This window comes from Amycolatopsis rubida (genome assembly GCF_900115345.1).
In the GTDB taxonomy this organism is placed as follows: Bacteria; Actinomycetota; Actinomycetes; order Mycobacteriales; family Pseudonocardiaceae; genus Amycolatopsis; species Amycolatopsis rubida.
The window spans coordinates 1,321,530-1,338,132 of the sequence record NZ_FOWC01000001.1 but is presented as its reverse complement, the minus strand read 5'-3'; the positions used below and the strand labels follow the sequence as shown (position 1 = coordinate 1,338,132).

The following is a 16,603-nucleotide window of genomic DNA, read 5'->3' as shown; positions in this document are numbered from 1 at the left end:
CGCGTCCGCCGACCTGCCCGGATGCGTGTGCCGTACGTCACGAGCGACAATGGAAGAGTGACTGCCACGTTGAGCGCGCCGACGTTGAAGATCGGCCCTTACCAGGTCGATCCTCCCGTCGTGCTCGCTCCGATGGCGGGGATCACCAATGTGGCGTTCCGGCAGCTCTGCCAGGAGTACGGCGCTGGCATCTACGTGTGCGAGATGATCACTGCCCGCGCAGTCGTCGAGCGGCACCCCGGCACGATGCACATGATGACCTTCGGCGAGCACGAAAAGCCCAGGTCCATGCAGCTCTACGGCGTCGACCCCAAAACCATGGCCGAAGCCGTGCGAATCATCGTCGGCGAAGGCCTGGCCGACCACGTGGATAGCAACTGGGGCTGCCCCGTCGCTAAAGTCACCCGCAAGGGCGGTGGGGCGGCGCTTCCCTACAAGCGGAAGCTGTTCGCCGACATCATCTCCGCCTGCGTGAAGGCCGCCGAACCGGCTGGTGTTCCGTTCACCGCGAAGTTCCGCGTCGGTATCGACGACGACCACCACACCTTCCTCGACGCCGGACGCATCGCCGAAGCCGAGGGCGCGGCTGCCGTCAGCTTGCACGCGCGCACCGCCGCGCAGCGCTACTCCGGCCAGGCCGACTGGACCAAGATCACCGCTCTTAAAGAGGCTGTCACCAGCATTCCGGTGCTGGGCAACGGCGACATCTTCTCCGCCGACGACGCCCTGCGCATGGTCAGCGAAACCGGCTGCGACGGCGTCGTCGTCGGACGCGGCTGCTTGGGCCGGCCATGGCTGTTCGGCGAACTGGAAGCCGCGTTCGCCGGGCGGCCGCTGCCGGCTCCGCCGAACCTCGGCGAGGTCGCGAAGGTACTCCGCCGCCATACGGAACTCCTTGTCGAACACGACGGGCACGACAAGGCCATGCGCGACATCCGCAAGCACATGGCCTGGTACCTGATGGGCTTCCCGGTCGGCTCCGAACTCCGCCGCGGCTTCGCGACCGTCTCGAACATGGGCCAACTGGACGGCCTCATCGCCCAACTCGACCACGACGCGCCGTTCCCCGAGGCGGCAACCGGACCGCGTGGGCGGCAGGGCTCGCCCGGCAAGGTCACGCTCCCGCACGGCTGGCTGGACGACCCCGACGACAACTGCGTCCCCGAAGCCGAAGACATGCACTCCGGCGGCTGACCCTGCTCGCGAACAGACCTCATCGGTGCGCGACCAGGGATTGTTCTCGCCGGCCTGGCGTCGTCGCCGATTTATGCCAGAGCGTCGGGGAAGACGATGACGGTTCCATTCGGGTAGGAGTTCTTTCGGGCCTGGTTGGGACTGGTGATCAGGCCGTCCGTTTGCATCGGTGCCAAGGTAGTGCGTTTGACGTGGCTGCTGGCGTCCGGCGTCGCAGCCACCACATGGTCAACAACGGATTCGATAGTGACGGCTTGGCCTGCGAAGTGTTGGGGCAGGTGCCGGCGCAGCGGCGCGGTGTTGACGGACTGCGAGAAAATGACTTCCTGGTTAGCGAGCCGATCACGGAAGCTGAAGTCGCCTGACTGGGCCACCTTCCACATCGCGGCTTTCATGCTGTCCAGGCCGATGAGTTCACGTGTTCGGTAGAACAGGTCGTAAAATCGCTTGCCACGGTCGCCATACATCGCGAAGCTCTGGGTATAGGGGTACTTGCACATCTCGTGCAACTGGCAGGGCTTGATCGATATTTCCCCCACCGCAGAATCGGGTTACCGCCTCGTGTGCGAAATAGATGAGCAGCTCACCTTTCGGATAGTCAGGCGAAGGAGGACGGACATCGGGGTGGCCTTGACTCCGACAGGGTCGACGAACGCGAAGGTCGGCGCGAGCCGCGTGTTGCGCTCGTCCAAGTCGTCGAGCATCATGCTGGTGACCTCGATGAAAGTCTTGTCCTCGATGTCGGCCTTGACATTTTTGGCCGCGGGTCGTGTCTCACGCTTGACCGCTTCGATGAGGCGAGTCAAGTTGCCACTGCAAGACAGCGCCGTTATCCTTGAACAGGAACTCGGTTCTGCTCATATTCGGAAAACGGTCATGGCCGCGCAGGGTGTCCAGCGCGATCATCGGCGAACCCGGGTACCGGAGGTCACCGTTGTTATATTCCCTCGGATCGGCAAAGGTATCGTAATAAGTCGCCGGTTTCGCCGTCATTGTTACGAGTTGTCGCCGTCAGTTGACGTGACGCCCCGTGCCGACTCGGTCCTGCCAGGTCCGGTTTCGGACACAGAGTCGCGCATACCCTGCTCAGCTCACCAGCACAGGCCCAGGCGGCACTGGGGTTGCGGATGTAGAACCTCCGACAGGAGTCTCCTCGCGGAAGCGGGCTGAATCAGGCCAGTGTTGATCGGAGCACGCATCGGGCTTTGCAGATTGCTGATCGTGACGTCGAGGGTTCTCGCCGGATCGGTGAGACAGTCTCGGCGATGGCGAGCATCAACTCCAGGCGGTATCGCTGACCGAATCAAGATACCCTGGGCTCCGATCTTTCTTTGCGGCCGCGCCGGATTACATCGAGGCTCTTGCCACGGCCTCTGCCGCCGACCCGGCTCGCGAGCGGCGCAGGGCAGCTTCCGCGAGCACTATGACGTCAGCCGGACCACCTACCCTGGGCAACGTCGGCAGAGGCGGACGCGATGCTGCGTCGATCGACGGCCGAGGGGCATCCTCCTCGACATCGTCAGCGGGCTCCCGAACCACTGCCGCCATGACATCACAAATCAACCCGATCGCCGCCGAGGTAGTCATGCGGAACTCCGACCGGCAAGCAGCAGGACGCATCCGGGAACCTTGGCCCGCACGCGCACGAAAGTGGCCGTTGGCCAGTACTTATCACTCGCCGCACTCAGTCGGCCAGCCAGCTTCGACGGGCTTCGGTCCCCCACCGTCGAGCCGTAACTGGCCACCGGGCCATGACGGTCGGGGTAAAAAGAAAACTGTATGCTGTTCGCGTCGGACAGTGGAGAGTAAGGAGCTTGCGGGGTGCCTGGCATCGAATCCCGGTCCGGAGCTCCGACGACTCCGGGGACGATCACCGAGTTCGTCGCCCAAGAGCTGCGCAACCGCATCGTGCTCGGAGTGCTCCAGCCCGGGGCGAAGGTTCCGGTGTACGAACTCGCCGCGGAGCTGGAGGTCAGCCGGGTTCCGTTGCGGGAGGCCGTGCGGCAGCTGGAAGCCGAGTCGCTGGTTGAGAATCTGCCGCGGCGCGGCACGGTGGTGCGGGAGCTGAGCGTCCGGGACTTGCGGGACGCGTTCGAGATCCTGCAGCGGATCGAGCCTCTCGCCGCCCAGCGTGCTGCCGCGCCGGAAAATGCCGCCGTCGTCGAGACGATGGAGTTCTGGCTTCGCAAGATGCAGGAGCTTTCCCAGCGGAAGGTTCCGTTTGTGTCGCGGGAGATGCTCGAAGCGCATCGGGAGTTCCACTTCGCGCTTTTCCGCGCTGGCGGCGAAGGCGTGCTGCACACGCACCTGTGCATATTGTGGAACACGTGCGAACGGTACGTGATGAGCAGCCTGCCCGACCTCGACCGCCAAGCAGCCGCGGCGGCCGAGCACGCGGAGCTGGTGAAGCGGATCCGCGCCGGCGACGCCGACGGCGCGACCAAGGTGCTGGCCGCGCATTTGACGGCCAGCCTCACCAGCTCGTTGCGTTATCTGGAGAACAACGAGACCGAGGGCTGAGCCAGCGCCGCGCCTGCCCTGGTCACGACCGGCTCCAGGCCGGTCGCGCGCAGCAGTTCACGGGTGGTCGAGGTTGCGGCCGTGACGACCGGCAGTCCGATCTTCCGTTCGACCGGATCGACCGCGGGCAGCGACGGCATCTGGACGCAGGCGGAGAGAACCAGGCCGTCCGCGCGGGACAGGTCGAGCCGCTCGACGTGTCCGGGCAAGCCGGCGGGATCGAGTGCGCCGACGCGGTGGTTGTCCGCCACTCCGAGACTGACGGAGTCCACGACTTCGATGTCGTAAGCCGCGAGGTAGCGGATCACCATCTCGGTCAGCGACGGCAGATACGGGGTCACGATCGCCACTTTCTGCAGCTTCAGGTCCAGCAGGGTGCGCACGAGCGCGCCCGCGCTGCTGATCACCGGCGCTGGGCAGCCCGCCTGCTCGGCCACGTCAGACAGCCGTGGTTCGATGCGTTCGTGCGCACGCGGCCCTTCGGCCATCAGCGCGATCAGGCAGGCGTAGCCGATCGCGGTTACTCGCGCGTCGGCGAGTTCGGCCGCGCACCGCTCTCCCTCGCCGACCATTCGGTGAAGCGATTCGGGGTCGACGGTATGCAGCACCGCCCTGCTGGAGTGGATCGTGAACACTTCGTCCGGGTCGGCGCGGCGGCGCAGGAGCGCGGGAACTTCGGTTTCCATGGTCGTGTTGGAACTCGGCACGATGAGGCCGAGGCGATACGGGGACACGGATTCTCCTTCAGTGCGGATAAGGGACGGGCTTTTCGGTGGTGGACGCGATGACGGATCGAGAAGCCGCCCCCGAGGGTGGCCGGCAGCCTGCGATGACGTCGTCGGCGGCGCGGCGGGCGTACGAGCAGATCCTCGAACAGCTCGTGTCCGACGAGATGCCGCCCGGGACTTGGTTGCGGGAGAGCGCGCTCGCCGGATCTCTGGGCATGAGCCGCACACCGGTACGGGAGGCGCTCAGCCGCTTGGGTTCGGAAGGACTGGTCCGGCTCGAACGTCACCGCGGAGCACAGGTGGTCGGGTGGAGCCGGGAACAGATCGTCGAGATCTACGGGCTCCGCGCGGTCGTCGAAGGTTATGTCGCCGCCGTCGCGGCGCAGAAGATCAACGACACGGCCATTGCGGCGCTGGAGGCGAACCTGACGGCGTACTGCGAGGCGATCGCGCAGGGCCGACGTGGGGCTGCCGATGCGGCGGCGTTGAACAACGAATTCCATGCACTGATCCTCGAAGCGACCCGCAGCGACAGCTTGATCTCGCTGCTGACCGGGGTGTTCGGACTTCCGTTGGTGCGACGCACATTTCTGCGCTACAGCGACCGTGACCTGCAGCGCAGCGCCGAACACCACCGTGAGCTGATCGAGGCACTCCGACAGCACGACTCAGAAAGCGCGGAGATGATCATGAAGGTGCACATCAGGGCAGCGCAACGGGCCGTTCTCCAGAACGAGCAGTTCCCCGCCGTCCCACCAGCCACGTAAGCAGCACGCCCAGCGTGAACGCTCCCACAGCCGGTACGGCGCGTTTGAGCAGAGGAGCCACGAGCGCGAGTGCGTTGAGGTCCGAGCCTGGCCGCGCCGCCGTTGGCGTCTCGGACGTGGCTGGGACACGGCCGTTGCGACTTGGCTCGCGGTCGGTCGCGGACGCCGCCTGCGGGGCCGGGGCCAGCAGGGCTTCCAGGTTGGTCGCGAACTGGCCGATCAGGCGTGCGCCGACGTCAGCCATCGCGCTGCGGCCGAACTGCGCCAGTTTTCCGGTGATCTGCAGGTCGGTGTGCACGTCCACGCGGGTCTTGTCGCTGGATGCCTCGTGCAGGGTGACGGTGACGACCGCGGCCGCTGACCCTTTGCCGGTTTTCTCCTTCCCCCGGGCGTCGAGGACCATGCGCCGGGCGGGCTCGTCCAGCTCGCGAAATGCGGCGGTACCGCCGTAAGAAACCTTGATCGGGCCGACCTTCATCGACACTGAGCCGCGGTAGGAGTCGCCGTCGGCGGGCTCAACAGTCGCGCCCGGCAGGCACGGGGCGATGCGCGGCACGTCGGTCAGCACGGTCCACGCGGTGGCGATGTCGGTGGGCACGATGAAGTCGTTCGAGAATTCCATGACATTCCCTTCTGGTGTCCTCAATGGACGGTCGCGGATCCTTCGGCCTCGATGCCCTCGGCTGTCGCGGACTGGACGGCGCGGACGATGCCGTTGTAGCCGGTGCAGCGGCAGATGTTGCCTGCCAGCGCGACGCACACCTCGTCGCGGGTGAGCGCTTCGCGGCGACGCACCAGGTCGTGGGCGGCGAGCAGCATGCCGGGCGTGCAGAATCCGCACTGCAGCGCTCCCTCGTGGGAGAAGGCGGCGCGAACCCGGTCGGCGTCCGGCCCGTCAAGCCCTTCGACAGTCACGACTTCGGTGCCCTGGCAAGAAGCCGCCAAGACGAGGCAGGAACGCATCGGCAGCTCGTCGACGAGGACAGTGCACGCGCCGCACACTCCTTGCTCGCAGCCCAAGTGCGTGCCCGTGAGGTGGAAGCGGTCGCGCAGCAAGTCCGCGAGCGTGGTGCGGGCAGGCACGGTCGCGAATTTCCTGCGGCCGTTGACGGTAAGCTCGATAGTCACCTCAGACACGGGTTACCTCCTGGTGGTGCGCGGCGTTCAATGCTCGCTGCACCGATACGGCGTGCAGCTGGCGTTGGTGTCCTTCGCTGCCGGTGTCGGCACCGACGGCGTCGAGGAGATCGGGCAGCTCGGGTGATTCGGCGACCGCTTCGGTGTTCGGCAGCCGGATCGGGACGTCGCGCGCGGCGCCCAGCCAGAGTTCGGCGCCGTCGGGGCGCAGGAGCGCCACAGCGAGCGATTCGGCGAACTCGCCGGGTTTACGCGCCATCTTGTACAAGCCCCATCGGGTCTCCGGCGCGAAGCGGGTGACCTCGACTCCGGTAATGAATTCGTCCTCGTCCAAGGCCGTGGTGAAGAAGCCCCGCAGGAGGTCGCGTACCGGGATGCGACGGGTGCCGCGGACGGACAGCGTGTGCACGGCGGCGTCGACAGCGGCCATGATCGTCGGCCACTCGGCGCTGGAGTCCGCATGGGCCAGGCTGCCCGCGAGCGTGCCGCGGTTGCGGATCGCCCGGTAGCCGATGCCGGACGCCGCACGCGGGAGCAAACCGTTGGTGCGGTCGGGAACGAGTTGTTCTTCGAGCATCATGTGGGTCGTGGTCGCCCCGTAGCGGATCTGGTCGTCGGCTTCGGTGAAGGTCCGCAGTCCTCGGATGGCAGTGAGGTCGACGAGGTGTTCGGGCGAGGCCAGCCGCATGTTCATGATGGGCAACAGGCTCTGGCCGCCGGCGAGCACCTTCGCGTCGGACAGTTCGGCGAGCAGACTCGCAGCTTGCTCCGCTGTGGACGGCCGGTGATAGGTGAAGTCCGCGGGTTTCACCGGGCCGCCCCCACTTCACGCGCCTGCGCGTTCGCGAGCCGCAGCGCCGACCACACGCGCGCCGGACTTATCGGCGTTTCGTTGGCGAGCGCGCCGAACTCGCGCAGCGCGTCGGTCACCGCATTGGCGATCGCCGCGGGCGGGGCGATCGAACCGCCTTCCCCGGCGCCTTTCATCCCGAAGACCGTGTAGGGCGAGGGCGTTTCGAGATGGCCGATCTTGATCTCCGGCACTTCACTCGCCCCAGGCAGCAGGTAGTCGAGGAAGCTGGTGGACTTCGGCTGGCCGTCGGCGTCGTAGACCAGTTCCTCCAGCAGTGCGGTGCCGATGCCCTGCGCGATACCGCCGATCAACTGACCGTCAACGACCTGCGGGTTCACGATCGTGCCACAGTCTTCGACGATCGCGTAGTCCAGCAGTTTCACGTCGCCGGTGTCGAGGTCGACCTCGACTGCCACGGCGTGCGTCGCGTAGGTGAACGCGCCGGTCTGCACCTCGGGCTGGTAGTAGCAGGTGCATTCCAGACCCGGTGCCACGCCTGGCACGTGGTCGGGAGTGAAGAGGAATTCTTTCGCCAGAGCGGCGTAGTCGATCGAGCCCTTCCGGCTGTGGACCGCGCCGTCGCGCAACGTGAGAGAGCCTGCGGATTCGCCGAGGAGCACTGCGGCGATGTCCAGGACCTTTGCCGCAAGCTCGCGCGCGGCGCCGAAAGTCGCGCCACCGGCCATCACCATCGACCGTGAAGCGAAGGTTCCGTCGCCGCGTGGGGTGACGGCGGTGTCGCCGTGAAGGACACTGACACGTTCGATGTCGACGTCGAAGACCTCGCTCACCACCTGCGCGAGAGTGGTTTCCGAGCTTTGGCCGTGGCTCTTGATGCCCACGGCGAGGGTGAAGCTGCCAGTAGCGTCCATTGCCAGCCGCGCACCCTCGGTCCCGATGGTGATCGCGAGACCGCGCGAGGCCCATTCGATGCACCCGTGAGCTGTCTGTTCGGTGAAAGAGCCGTAGCCGATTCCGATGCGGTGGCGTGAATCGAGTGGCGTCGCCTGCTGTCGAGCACGCCATTCGCCGTGTCCGAGGAGCGCCGCCGCTCGGCGCACGGCCTCCGCGTAGTCGCCGCTGTCGTAGACCTTGTTCGCCACCGACCGGTACGGCATCTCGGCCGGGGTGACCATGTTGTGCATCCGCATCTCGTGCGGCTCGATGTCCAGCGCGTGCGCGAGGTCGTCGAGGGTGCGTTCGATGGCGAAGCAGGCTCCTGGGCGGGCGACGCCGCGGTAAGGGCCGGAGGGAGTCTTGTTGCTGGCAACGCTTCGAGTGCGGAATCGGTAGTTCCGCAGCCGATACGGACCGGGGATCATCGCTGACGACATGGTCGCGTCCATCGTCGCCGTCCAGGGGTGCACCGAGTAGGCACCGCTGTCGACGACGATGTCGGCCTCGACGCCCAGCAGCGTGCCGTCCGCCGCCGCGTGCGCGGTGATGCGGTAGTGGTGGTCGCGGGCTTGGGTGGAGGACACCATCGCTTCCCACCGGTCTTCGACCCAGCGGACGGGGTAGTCGAGCTGCATCGCGATGGCCGCCAGTGCGACTTCTTCCGGATAGACCGAGCATTTGGCGCCGAACCCGCCGCCCATGTCCGGGGCGACCACGCGGACGCGCCTGGCTTCGATTCCCAGCTGCAAGGCGATCATGTCGCGGATCATGTGCGGCGTCTGCGTCGACGACCACACGGTCAGCAGGTCCGCCGACCGGTCGTAGTGCGCCGCGACGCCGCGAGTTTCCAGCGGCACGACCGCTTGCCGGTTCATCGTGTACTCCCGCGTGATCGAGACCGCCGCGGCACGCACGGCCTCGTCGAGATCGCCGAAATCGCCCTGGGTGGTGGCGAAGATGTTGTCCGGCCACTCGTCGTGCACGAGTGTCTCTCCGGCGAGCGCGGTGGTGAAGTCCGGTATCGGCGGCAGCGCTTCGATGTCGGCGGTGATCTCGCCGGCCAGGTCTTCGGCTTCGGCTCGGGTGTCGCCGATGGCGAGCGCGATCGCTTCCCCGACATAACGCACCTTGTCCGACGCCAGATTGGGCAGCGGAGCCGCGCGGAATCCCGGCAGAGTCGAGGTCGCGGTGAGCGCTTGGGCGAACGGCGCGAGATCCTCCGCGGTCCACACCGTTCCGGGCTCGGCGTCCGCTGGTTTGGCAACTCGGGCAAGACGCCCGTGGGGCACCTGGCTGCGCACGAACGCGACCTCGCGCAAGCCGGCCAGCCGGAGGTCGGCGATGAACGTGCCGCGCCCGGCGAGGTGGCGGGCATCCTCGCGGCGCGGTGCCCTCGCGCCGATGCCGTGGCGCCGTTTGGCTGGTTTCACAGATTCTCCTCGTCGGACAGTGCTCATCCGGCCAGCCACCCGCCATCGACCGGGATGGACGTGCCGGTCGTGTGGCGGGCGGCGGCTGAGCACAAGTGGACAGTCAGCGCCGCGATCTCGTCGGCCTCGATCAACTCCTTGATGGCCGCGCCGCCGAGCATCACGTCTTCGATGACCTCCCGCGGGGTCGTGCCGCGGATCTCGGCTTGCCGGCCGGCGAGGTCGTGAGTCAGCGGTGTTTCGACCCAGGCCGGGGCGATGCAATTCGACGTCACGCCGTGCGCGGCGCCTTCCAGGGCGATCGTCTTGGACAGTCCTTCGACGCCGTGTTTGGCGGCGACGTAGGCACCTTTGCGGACATCGCCGAGGACGCCCCGGATCGAGGTGATGTGCACGAACCGGCCCCAGCGGCGCGCATACATGCCCGGCAGCACCGCACGGGCGATCCGGAACGGAGCCTGCAGCATGACGTCGAGCAGGCGGGTGAACTCCGCGGGCGGAAATTCGTGCAGCAACGCGAGGTGCTGCACTCCCGCGTTGTTGACCACGATGTCGACCTCGATGCCGCGCAACGCCTCGTCGACCGCGGCAAGATCGGCCAGGTCAACGACCAGAGCACGACCGCCTGTCCTTAGCGCCACCTCCTGGGCAGCGCCGGGACGCACGTCGAGCACGACGACGTCCACTCCCTCCGCAGCGAGCCGGCGCGCGCAGGCCGCACCGATCCCGCTCCCGCCGCCGGTCACCAGCGCGGTCCGGCCTGGCAAAGCCATCCTGTCCCCCTTCGGAGATTTGTATGCAACTTTTCCTCGATTGGTGACGTAGCCGCAAACCGCTGACCCTGGCACTGCACCCGATCGGAGGTGAGCCGTCAAGAGGCAACCGCTCGCCAATCCGGGTCAATTTGCGATCTTGACCTGCCCGAACACCGACACTTGACATCCCGCGGCCCGCAACTCATGCTCTGAATATAGAATTCTATCTGCTGTTTGGGCAACCCCAGTGGACGCATCACCCAACGCAGACTCAGGCACATCCACGCAAAGTTGTATGCAACTTATCCAGTTCAAGGAGGTGGGGCGTGTCCGTCACAGCCGCCCAGCTGTACCGGGAGAGGCGTATCGGGGAGCGTCAGTCCGGGATCCGGCGACCCGCTCTGGTCGTCGTCGACTTCACCTACGGGTTCACCGACCGGGACTCGGCTCTCGGCTGCGACGCCGGCGAAGCCGTGCGGGAGACAGCCCGGCTGCTCGACCTCGCGCGCGGGCTGGGGCTGCCTCGCGTGTTCACGCGGATCCAGTACGCCGCGGCCGATGAGCGCGTTGCCGCGCCTTTCCTGGAGAAGATGCCGGCGCTCGCCCAGTGCCGGGCCGGGAGCCGGTGGGCGGAGATCGACGAGCGGCTCGCCCCGCGACCGGACGAACCCGTGCTGGCGAAGCTGTTCGCGTCGGGTTTCTTCGGCACCAACCTCGCGGCGTTCCTCGCCGGTTCCGGTTGCGACGGTGTCGTGGTCACCGGAGCGACGACGTCGGGCTGCGTGCGGGCGACCGTGGTCGACGCGCTCCAGCACGGCTATCGCGCCGTGGTGCCCGGCGACGCGGTCGCCGATCGCGCCGCGGAACCCCACGCGGCCGCACTCTTCGACATCCAGGCCAAGTACGGGCAGGTCGTCACCGCCGCCGAGGCCGGGCAGCTCCTGCGCGCGTCCGAGCGGAAGGCCGGGGAATGACGACCAGCAGGGCCGCCGTGCTGCACGGCGAAGGACAGCTCACGATCGAGGAATTCCCGTTGCCGCGCATCGGAACCGACGACGGCCTGCTCAAGATCGAGGCGACCGGCGTCTGCGGCACCGACATCGCCGCGTACCGGGGAGTCAACCCGTTCTACGAACTTCCGTGCGTGCTCGGGCACGAACTGGTGGGCCGGATCGCCGAACTCGGCGACGGCGCGGCGCGGCGATGGGGCGTCGCGGCAGGCGATCGCATCGTCGTGGAGGAGTACTTGCCCTGCGGCACCTGCCGTTCGTGCCTGGCGGGCGCGTATCAGATGTGCCGGGTGCCGCGGTACGGCGGGAAGTCCATCCACAGTGGACCGAGCCTGTACGGCGGGTACGCCGACTACCTGTACCTGCACCCGCAGGCGATCGTGCACAAGGTGTCCGAGGACGTGCCCGCGGAACTGGTGCAGTTGTTCATCCCGATCTCCAACGGGCTCGACTGGGTCACCCGTGTGGGCGGGCTGCACCAGGGCGGGACTGTCGTGATCGTCGGGCCGGGTCCGCACGGCCTCGCGTGTCTCGTCGGCGCGAAGGAAGCGGGCGCGGGCAAGGTGATCGTCGTCGGCACGTCCGCCGACGAAGCTCGCCTGGCGGTCGCGCGAGAGCTGGGCGCCGACCACACGCTGACCGGAGACGTCATCGAGCAGGTCGCGCACCTGACCGACGGGACGTTCGCGGACGTGGTGGTCAACGTCGCGAGCAGCGCGGCCGGGCTCGACACCGCGCTCGCCGTCGCGGGCGACCGCGCGACCGTCGTGCAAGCCGGGGTCGCCAAGGGAGCCGGCGGCGGTGCCGAGTCCATTGTGGACGCGATGAACCGGCGAGTGCTCACCCTGCGCGGGGTCCGCGGGCGGCCCAGCAGGCTCGTCCCGCCCGCGCTGCGGCTGATCGAGTCCGGCCGCTACCCGCTCGATCTGCTGTGCACGGGCCGGTTCTCGATCGAGGACACCGAAAAGGCGCTCAACGCCGCGAACGACGACCCCGGAGCCATCCGGGCCACCGTCTTCCCCGACCTTTCTCACCGCTGAGGAGCAAGACCATGAGCATCACCGCGGACGGCCCGGCGAAGGACCCGCTGATCACCGACGACTGGCACGTCAGCACCCGGATCTACCGGGACCCGTCGATCTTCGCACGCGAGCTGGTCACCGTGTTCCACCGGACCTGGGTGTTCGTCGCGCACGAGACGGAGATCCCCGAACCGGGCGACTACCGGACCGCATACCTCGGCAGGCAGCCGGTGATCGTGAACCGCTCCGCCGACACCGGCCGGATCAACGTCATGTTCAACCGCTGCCGGCACCGCGGCTCGCAGGTGTGCCAGCGCGAGACCGGCAACGCGAACTTCTTCCGCTGCGCCTATCACGGCTGGACCTACTCGTCCTCGGGCGAGCTGACCGGGGTTCCCTTCGACGACGGGTACGCCGAGTTCGACAAAAGCGCGATGGGCCTGGTCCACGTCCCCCGCGTGGAGTCGTACCGCGGCTTTGTGTTCGCCAGCCTCGACGCCGCCGTGCCGCCGCTTCCGGACTACCTCGGCAACGCGCGCCGCTACCTCGACTTCATCGCCGGCATCGGCGACGGCGGGCCCGAACTGGTGTCGCGGGCGCACAAGCTCGTCTACCGCGGCAACTGGAAGCTCCAGATCGAGAACACGATCGACCCGTACCACTTCTCCTTCACCCACAAGAGCTGGCTCGACATCCTCAAGGACCGCACCGGGAAGAGCAGCCCCTGGGTCAAGAACGTGCGGACGAATCCGGACTGGCGGGGCATCGACCTCGGCAACGGGCACGCGGTGCACGAGTACGGCAGGCTCGAAGACGCGGGCGAGAACGCGCACGCCATCGCCATCGGCGAGCTGATCCCGTTCAACCTCAACATCTTTCCGAGCCTCGCCTTCGTGGGCGCGCACCTGCGCCTGGTCGTGCCGCGATCGGTCGACGAGACCTGGGTGTACCTCTACCCGCTGCTCCCCCGCGGAGCCGACGCGGAGACGCGCGCGCGGATCCTGCGGGACCACGAGATCTTCTACGGCCCGGCGGGCTTCGGCTCGACCGACGACATCGAGGTGGGCTTCGACCGGGTGACCCAGGGCAACGAGGCGTCGGCCAGCGCGGCCGACTTCACGCTGATGGCCAGGGGCCTGCACCGCGAAGTCGTCGACGAGGAGACCGGTGTCCGGATCGGCCGGTCGTCGGACGAAGTGCCGCAGCGCGCGTACTTGCGCCGCTGGCTCGAACTGATGGAGGCGGGCGCGTGAGCGAGATCGAACAATTCCTCTACGCCGAAGCGGCTTTGCTGGACGCCCGGGATTTCCCCGGCTGGCGCAAGCTGTTCGCCGACGACGCCGTCTACTGGATCCCGGCCAACGCCGACGACACCGACCCTGACCGCGACGTGTCCATTGTGTACGACGACGTGGCCTTCCTCGCCGAACGCGTGTGGCGGCTGGACAGCGGACTGGCCTACGCCCAGGAACCGCGCTCGCGGACCGTGCATCTGGTGAGCAACGTCCAGGTGCTGCGGGAAAGCCACGGCGAGATCGACGTCGCAGCCGCGTTCCTGGTCGTCGAGTTCCGCCGCGACGTCCTGCATCACCACGCGGGCCGGTACCGCTACCGGTTGCGCCGCGACGGCGGCGAACTCCGCATCGCGCGGAAGAAGGCCGTCCTCGTCAACAACGGCGGGCACCTGGGCAACCTTTCCGTCCTGCTCTGACGAATCTGACGAACACGCGTTTCCCCACCACCGAAAGGAAATCCGATGCTCATCACCCGACGCGGCGGCGAGCTGGTCCTGGTCGACCAGAACGAGCACGGCCGGCTCGCCGGCGAGCTCACCCTGCGATGGGGCAACTCCGGCTTCGAAGCCCCCACCCGCCGCGAGCAGGTCCGGATCGGCACCGCGCGCCACGACGACGGCTGGCTCGAGGCCGACGCCGGACCGCTGTTCAACGCCGAGGCGCGGCGTCCGCTGCACTTCCTGGAGATCCCGCTGGAGGACCACCTGCCGCTGTACCAGCGGGGCGTCGACCGGATCTACCAGGAGGACGCCTACGCCGGACTGCTCGTGAGCATGCACTGGACCGGGCTGTACCGGAACCGCTGGGGCATGCAGGACGGCGGCGTCGGCATCACTCCGGCGGCAACCCCGCTCGACGAGATCCGCGAAAAGCACGTCGCGGACGAAGAGCGACGCTGGGCCGAAACGAAGAAGTCGCTGGTGAAAGACAGCATCCGCAGCGATTTCGAAGCCCGCCTCTGGTACCACTACGACCTGCTGCAGGTGTGGGATCTGTTCTCGCTCTACGCCTCCCTCGCCGACACCACCCCCGGCGACGGCCCCGCGGTGCCGCTCGCGAGCACGCTGCGGACCATCGACCAGCGACCGGGACCGCGGGTCATCCAGCTGGCCCCGTCACGCGTCGGCGGCCCGCGCACCGATCTGACCCTGACCCCGGTCAAACCCGGCGTGGTCGTCGTGGACCCGTTCCCCTTCGACGGCGAAGTGGTCGCGACCCTGTCCGCCCGCACGATCCCGGACCGCGCGTACGCCGACGAGGACGATCTCGCCGCGGCACTCGGCGCGGCGGAAGAGCGCACGCTGGAATGCCGGTTCGCGAAGCCATGAGCGACTCCGGACGCAGCGGCTCCGACGGCATGCCGATCGAGGACATCCTCGCGGCGCTCGAACCCGATCCGGACCGGGTGCTGGTGCGCAACGAGTTCGCCGTCGTCGGCGTCACCGTGCGCGAATCCGGCGGCGGGCGGTCCCGGCTGCGCATCGAGGACCTCCGCACCCGCCAAGCCGTCGAACTCGACGCGCTGGAACTGGAAAGCCTGGCCTGGGCCCGGCACGACGACCTGTCCCCCTTGCTCGACCCGAGCCGGTCGAGGTGGGCGGGGACCGGGGAATAGGAGCAGCGATGGAAACAGTGCGAGCGACCCGCAAATGGATCTGCGTGTCCTGCGGCGACATCTACGACCCCGCCGAAGGGGACCCCGAGGGCGGCATCCCGCCCGGCACCGCGTTCGAGGACATCCCCGACGACTGGGTCTGCCCGGTCTGCGGCGCGGCGAAGTCCGACTTCGAACCCTGCGATGAGGACTGACATGACCGACACCGACGTCGACGCGCTCTTGATCGGCGGCGGGGTGGCCTCGGCGGCCGCGGCGGCCGAACTGCGCAAGCAGGGTTTCGCCGGGTCGATCGCCCTGGTCACCCGCGAACTGGACCCGCCGTACCGGCGTCCGCCGATCACCAAGCAACTGCTCGGACCGGAAGCCGGGGACACGGACCTCGCCGTCGTGTCCCCGCAGTGGTGGGATGACAACGACGTCCAGCTGCGGACCCGGTCAGCGGTGCTCTCGCTGGACACCGAGACGCGGACCGCGACGCTGGCGGACAAGACCGAGATCCGGTACCGCAGCGCCTTGCTCGCGACCGGTGCGATGGTCCGCCGCCTGTCGCTGCCCGGCTCCGCGAACGCCGGCATCCACTATCTCCGGGCACCCGCCAACGCGCACAAACTCCGGGCCCAGGCGGCAGCGGCGCACCGGGCTGTGCTCGTCGGCGGATCCTTCATCTCCGCCGAGGTCGCCGCGTCCCTGACCGAATCCGGCGTCGAGTGCACGATGGTCATGCCCGAACGCGCACCTCTCGAGACCGCGTTCGGCCCGGAGGTCGCCAGCCACGTCGCCCGGCTGCTGACCGCGCGCGGCGTCACGCTGGTCTGCGGCGAGCAGGTCAGCGAATTCACCGGGGACGGGACTGCCACCGGCGTGCGCACGGCCAGCGGCCGCGACATTCCGGGCGACCTCGTGGTGGTCGGCGCCGGAGCCGTCCCGGACACCAAACTCGCGCGGAAGGCCGGGCTGCGGCTCGGGCCCAGCGGAGGAATCCTGTGCGACCGCACGCTTTGCACCAGCGCCACCGGGCACTGGGCGGCGGGCGATGTCTGCGAGTACCACAGCGAAGTGCACGGCAGAGCGCTGCGCGTCGAGCACGAGGACCACGCGATCGCACAAGGTGTGACCGCCGCCCACGGCATCCTCGGCCAACCGGTGGCGCACCGGGAAGTCCCGTATTTCTGGACCGAACTCGCCGGTTGGGCGCGTTTCGAATACGTCGGGCCCGCCACGCAGTGGGACCGGACCCGGGTCACTGGTTCCTGGGACAGCGATTTCACGGTCTGGTACGAGCGCGGGGGCCGGGTCGTCGCCGCGCTCACCTCTGGCCGCCCGGAAGATCTCGACCGCGCCCGCGCCGAGATCGTCGGGGCCTGATTCCGCGCATTC

Annotated in this window: 19 protein-coding genes; 11 read left to right on the top strand and 8 right to left on the bottom strand. The window is 67.9% G+C overall.

Going from position 1 to position 16,603, the window contains the following annotated elements; all coding sequences use genetic code 11:
- Positions 1-21 precede the first annotated feature (21 nt).
- Positions 22-1,194 (top strand): tRNA dihydrouridine synthase DusB, encoded by a 1,173-nt coding sequence (dusB, locus tag BM362_RS06615; protein ID WP_093572468.1) that lies wholly within the window; start codon positions 22-24, stop codon positions 1,192-1,194.
- A gap of 71 nt (positions 1,195-1,265) precedes the next feature.
- On the opposite strand, the gene BM362_RS06610 is transcribed toward dusB, so the two are convergent.
- Positions 1,266-1,733: a hypothetical protein gene (locus tag BM362_RS06610; RefSeq protein ID WP_143132388.1), complete on the bottom strand. Its 468-nt coding sequence runs from the start codon at positions 1,731-1,733 to the stop codon at positions 1,266-1,268.
- A 12-nt stretch (positions 1,734-1,745) separates the two neighbouring features.
- Positions 1,746-2,000, bottom strand: coding sequence for a hypothetical protein (locus BM362_RS06605; protein WP_093572466.1), 255 nt, complete (start codon positions 1,998-2,000; stop codon positions 1,746-1,748).
- A 1,015-nt stretch (positions 2,001-3,015) separates the two neighbouring features.
- Between BM362_RS06605 and BM362_RS06600 the strand changes: the two genes are divergently transcribed.
- Positions 3,016-3,714, top strand: coding sequence for a GntR family transcriptional regulator (locus BM362_RS06600; RefSeq protein ID WP_067577236.1), 699 nt, complete (start codon positions 3,016-3,018; stop codon positions 3,712-3,714).
- Here BM362_RS06600 and BM362_RS06595 read toward each other — a convergent pair.
- Positions 3,684-4,448 (bottom strand): maleate cis-trans isomerase family protein, encoded by a 765-nt coding sequence (locus BM362_RS06595; protein WP_198545185.1) that lies wholly within the window; start codon positions 4,446-4,448, stop codon positions 3,684-3,686. The two genes, BM362_RS06600 and BM362_RS06595, sit on opposite strands and share 31 nt — an antisense overlap.
- A 38-nt stretch (positions 4,449-4,486) precedes the next feature.
- Here BM362_RS06595 and BM362_RS06590 point away from each other — a divergent pair, with 38 nt between their 5' ends.
- The gene (locus BM362_RS06590) at positions 4,487-5,209 is read left to right on the top strand and encodes a GntR family transcriptional regulator (protein WP_093572465.1); all 723 of its coding nucleotides are present in this window, start codon (positions 4,487-4,489) and stop codon (positions 5,207-5,209) included.
- Here the strand turns inward: BM362_RS06590 and BM362_RS06585 are convergent.
- Genes BM362_RS06585 through BM362_RS06565 form a run of 5 tightly spaced genes read right to left on the bottom strand, consistent with a single transcriptional unit; the run spans position 5,145 to position 10,299 of the window.
- Entirely contained in the window at positions 5,145-5,831 is a 687-nt protein-coding gene (locus BM362_RS06585; protein WP_093572464.1) for an SRPBCC family protein, read from the bottom strand. The two genes, BM362_RS06590 and BM362_RS06585, sit on opposite strands and share 65 nt — an antisense overlap.
- A gap of 20 nt (positions 5,832-5,851) precedes the next feature.
- The gene (locus tag BM362_RS06580; protein ID WP_093572463.1) at positions 5,852-6,346 is read right to left on the bottom strand and encodes a (2Fe-2S)-binding protein; all 495 of its coding nucleotides are present in this window, start codon (positions 6,344-6,346) and stop codon (positions 5,852-5,854) included.
- Positions 6,339-7,157, bottom strand: a complete 819-nt coding sequence (locus tag BM362_RS06575) for an FAD binding domain-containing protein (RefSeq protein ID WP_093572462.1) — start codon at positions 7,155-7,157, stop codon at positions 6,339-6,341. The genes BM362_RS06580 and BM362_RS06575 overlap by 8 nt, the downstream gene beginning before the upstream one ends.
- Positions 7,154-9,526, bottom strand: coding sequence for a xanthine dehydrogenase family protein molybdopterin-binding subunit (locus BM362_RS06570; RefSeq protein ID WP_093572461.1), 2,373 nt, complete (start codon positions 9,524-9,526; stop codon positions 7,154-7,156). Before BM362_RS06570 ends, BM362_RS06575 begins: the two co-directional genes overlap by 4 nt.
- Positions 9,527-9,549: 23 nt before the next feature.
- Positions 9,550-10,299, bottom strand: a complete 750-nt coding sequence (locus BM362_RS06565) for an SDR family NAD(P)-dependent oxidoreductase (protein WP_067577248.1) — start codon at positions 10,297-10,299, stop codon at positions 9,550-9,552.
- A 308-nt stretch (positions 10,300-10,607) separates the two neighbouring features.
- Between BM362_RS06565 and BM362_RS06560 the strand changes: the two genes are divergently transcribed.
- From BM362_RS06560 to BM362_RS06525, 8 genes are read left to right on the top strand one after another with little or no spacing between them, the layout of a single operon-like run.
- Positions 10,608-11,255 carry an isochorismatase family protein gene (locus tag BM362_RS06560; RefSeq protein WP_198545186.1) on the top strand — a complete coding sequence of 216 codons (648 nt, stop codon included), beginning with the start codon at positions 10,608-10,610 and terminating at the stop codon, positions 11,253-11,255.
- Positions 11,252-12,331 (top strand): zinc-dependent alcohol dehydrogenase, encoded by a 1,080-nt coding sequence (locus tag BM362_RS06555; RefSeq protein WP_093572460.1) that lies wholly within the window; start codon positions 11,252-11,254, stop codon positions 12,329-12,331. The genes BM362_RS06560 and BM362_RS06555 overlap by 4 nt, the downstream gene beginning before the upstream one ends.
- A gap of 11 nt (positions 12,332-12,342) precedes the next feature.
- Entirely contained in the window at positions 12,343-13,566 is a 1,224-nt protein-coding gene (locus BM362_RS06550; protein ID WP_093572459.1) for an aromatic ring-hydroxylating oxygenase subunit alpha, read from the top strand.
- Positions 13,563-14,024, top strand: coding sequence for an aromatic-ring-hydroxylating dioxygenase subunit beta (locus BM362_RS47300; protein ID WP_167545215.1), 462 nt, complete (start codon positions 13,563-13,565; stop codon positions 14,022-14,024). Before BM362_RS06550 ends, BM362_RS47300 begins: the two co-directional genes overlap by 4 nt.
- Before the next feature lie 45 nt (positions 14,025-14,069).
- The gene (locus tag BM362_RS06540) at positions 14,070-14,936 is read left to right on the top strand and encodes a DUF3891 family protein (RefSeq protein ID WP_093572458.1); all 867 of its coding nucleotides are present in this window, start codon (positions 14,070-14,072) and stop codon (positions 14,934-14,936) included.
- Positions 14,933-15,223, top strand: coding sequence for a hypothetical protein (locus BM362_RS06535; RefSeq protein ID WP_198545188.1), 291 nt, complete (start codon positions 14,933-14,935; stop codon positions 15,221-15,223). Before BM362_RS06540 ends, BM362_RS06535 begins: the two co-directional genes overlap by 4 nt.
- A gap of 8 nt (positions 15,224-15,231) precedes the next feature.
- Complete coding sequence (rd, locus tag BM362_RS06530) at positions 15,232-15,417, top strand: rubredoxin (protein ID WP_067577255.1); 186 nt, start codon at positions 15,232-15,234, stop codon at positions 15,415-15,417.
- A 1-nt stretch (position 15,418) separates the two neighbouring features.
- Complete coding sequence (locus tag BM362_RS06525; protein WP_167545214.1) at positions 15,419-16,591, top strand: NAD(P)/FAD-dependent oxidoreductase; 1,173 nt, start codon at positions 15,419-15,421, stop codon at positions 16,589-16,591.
- Positions 16,592-16,603: the final 12 nt, after the last annotated feature.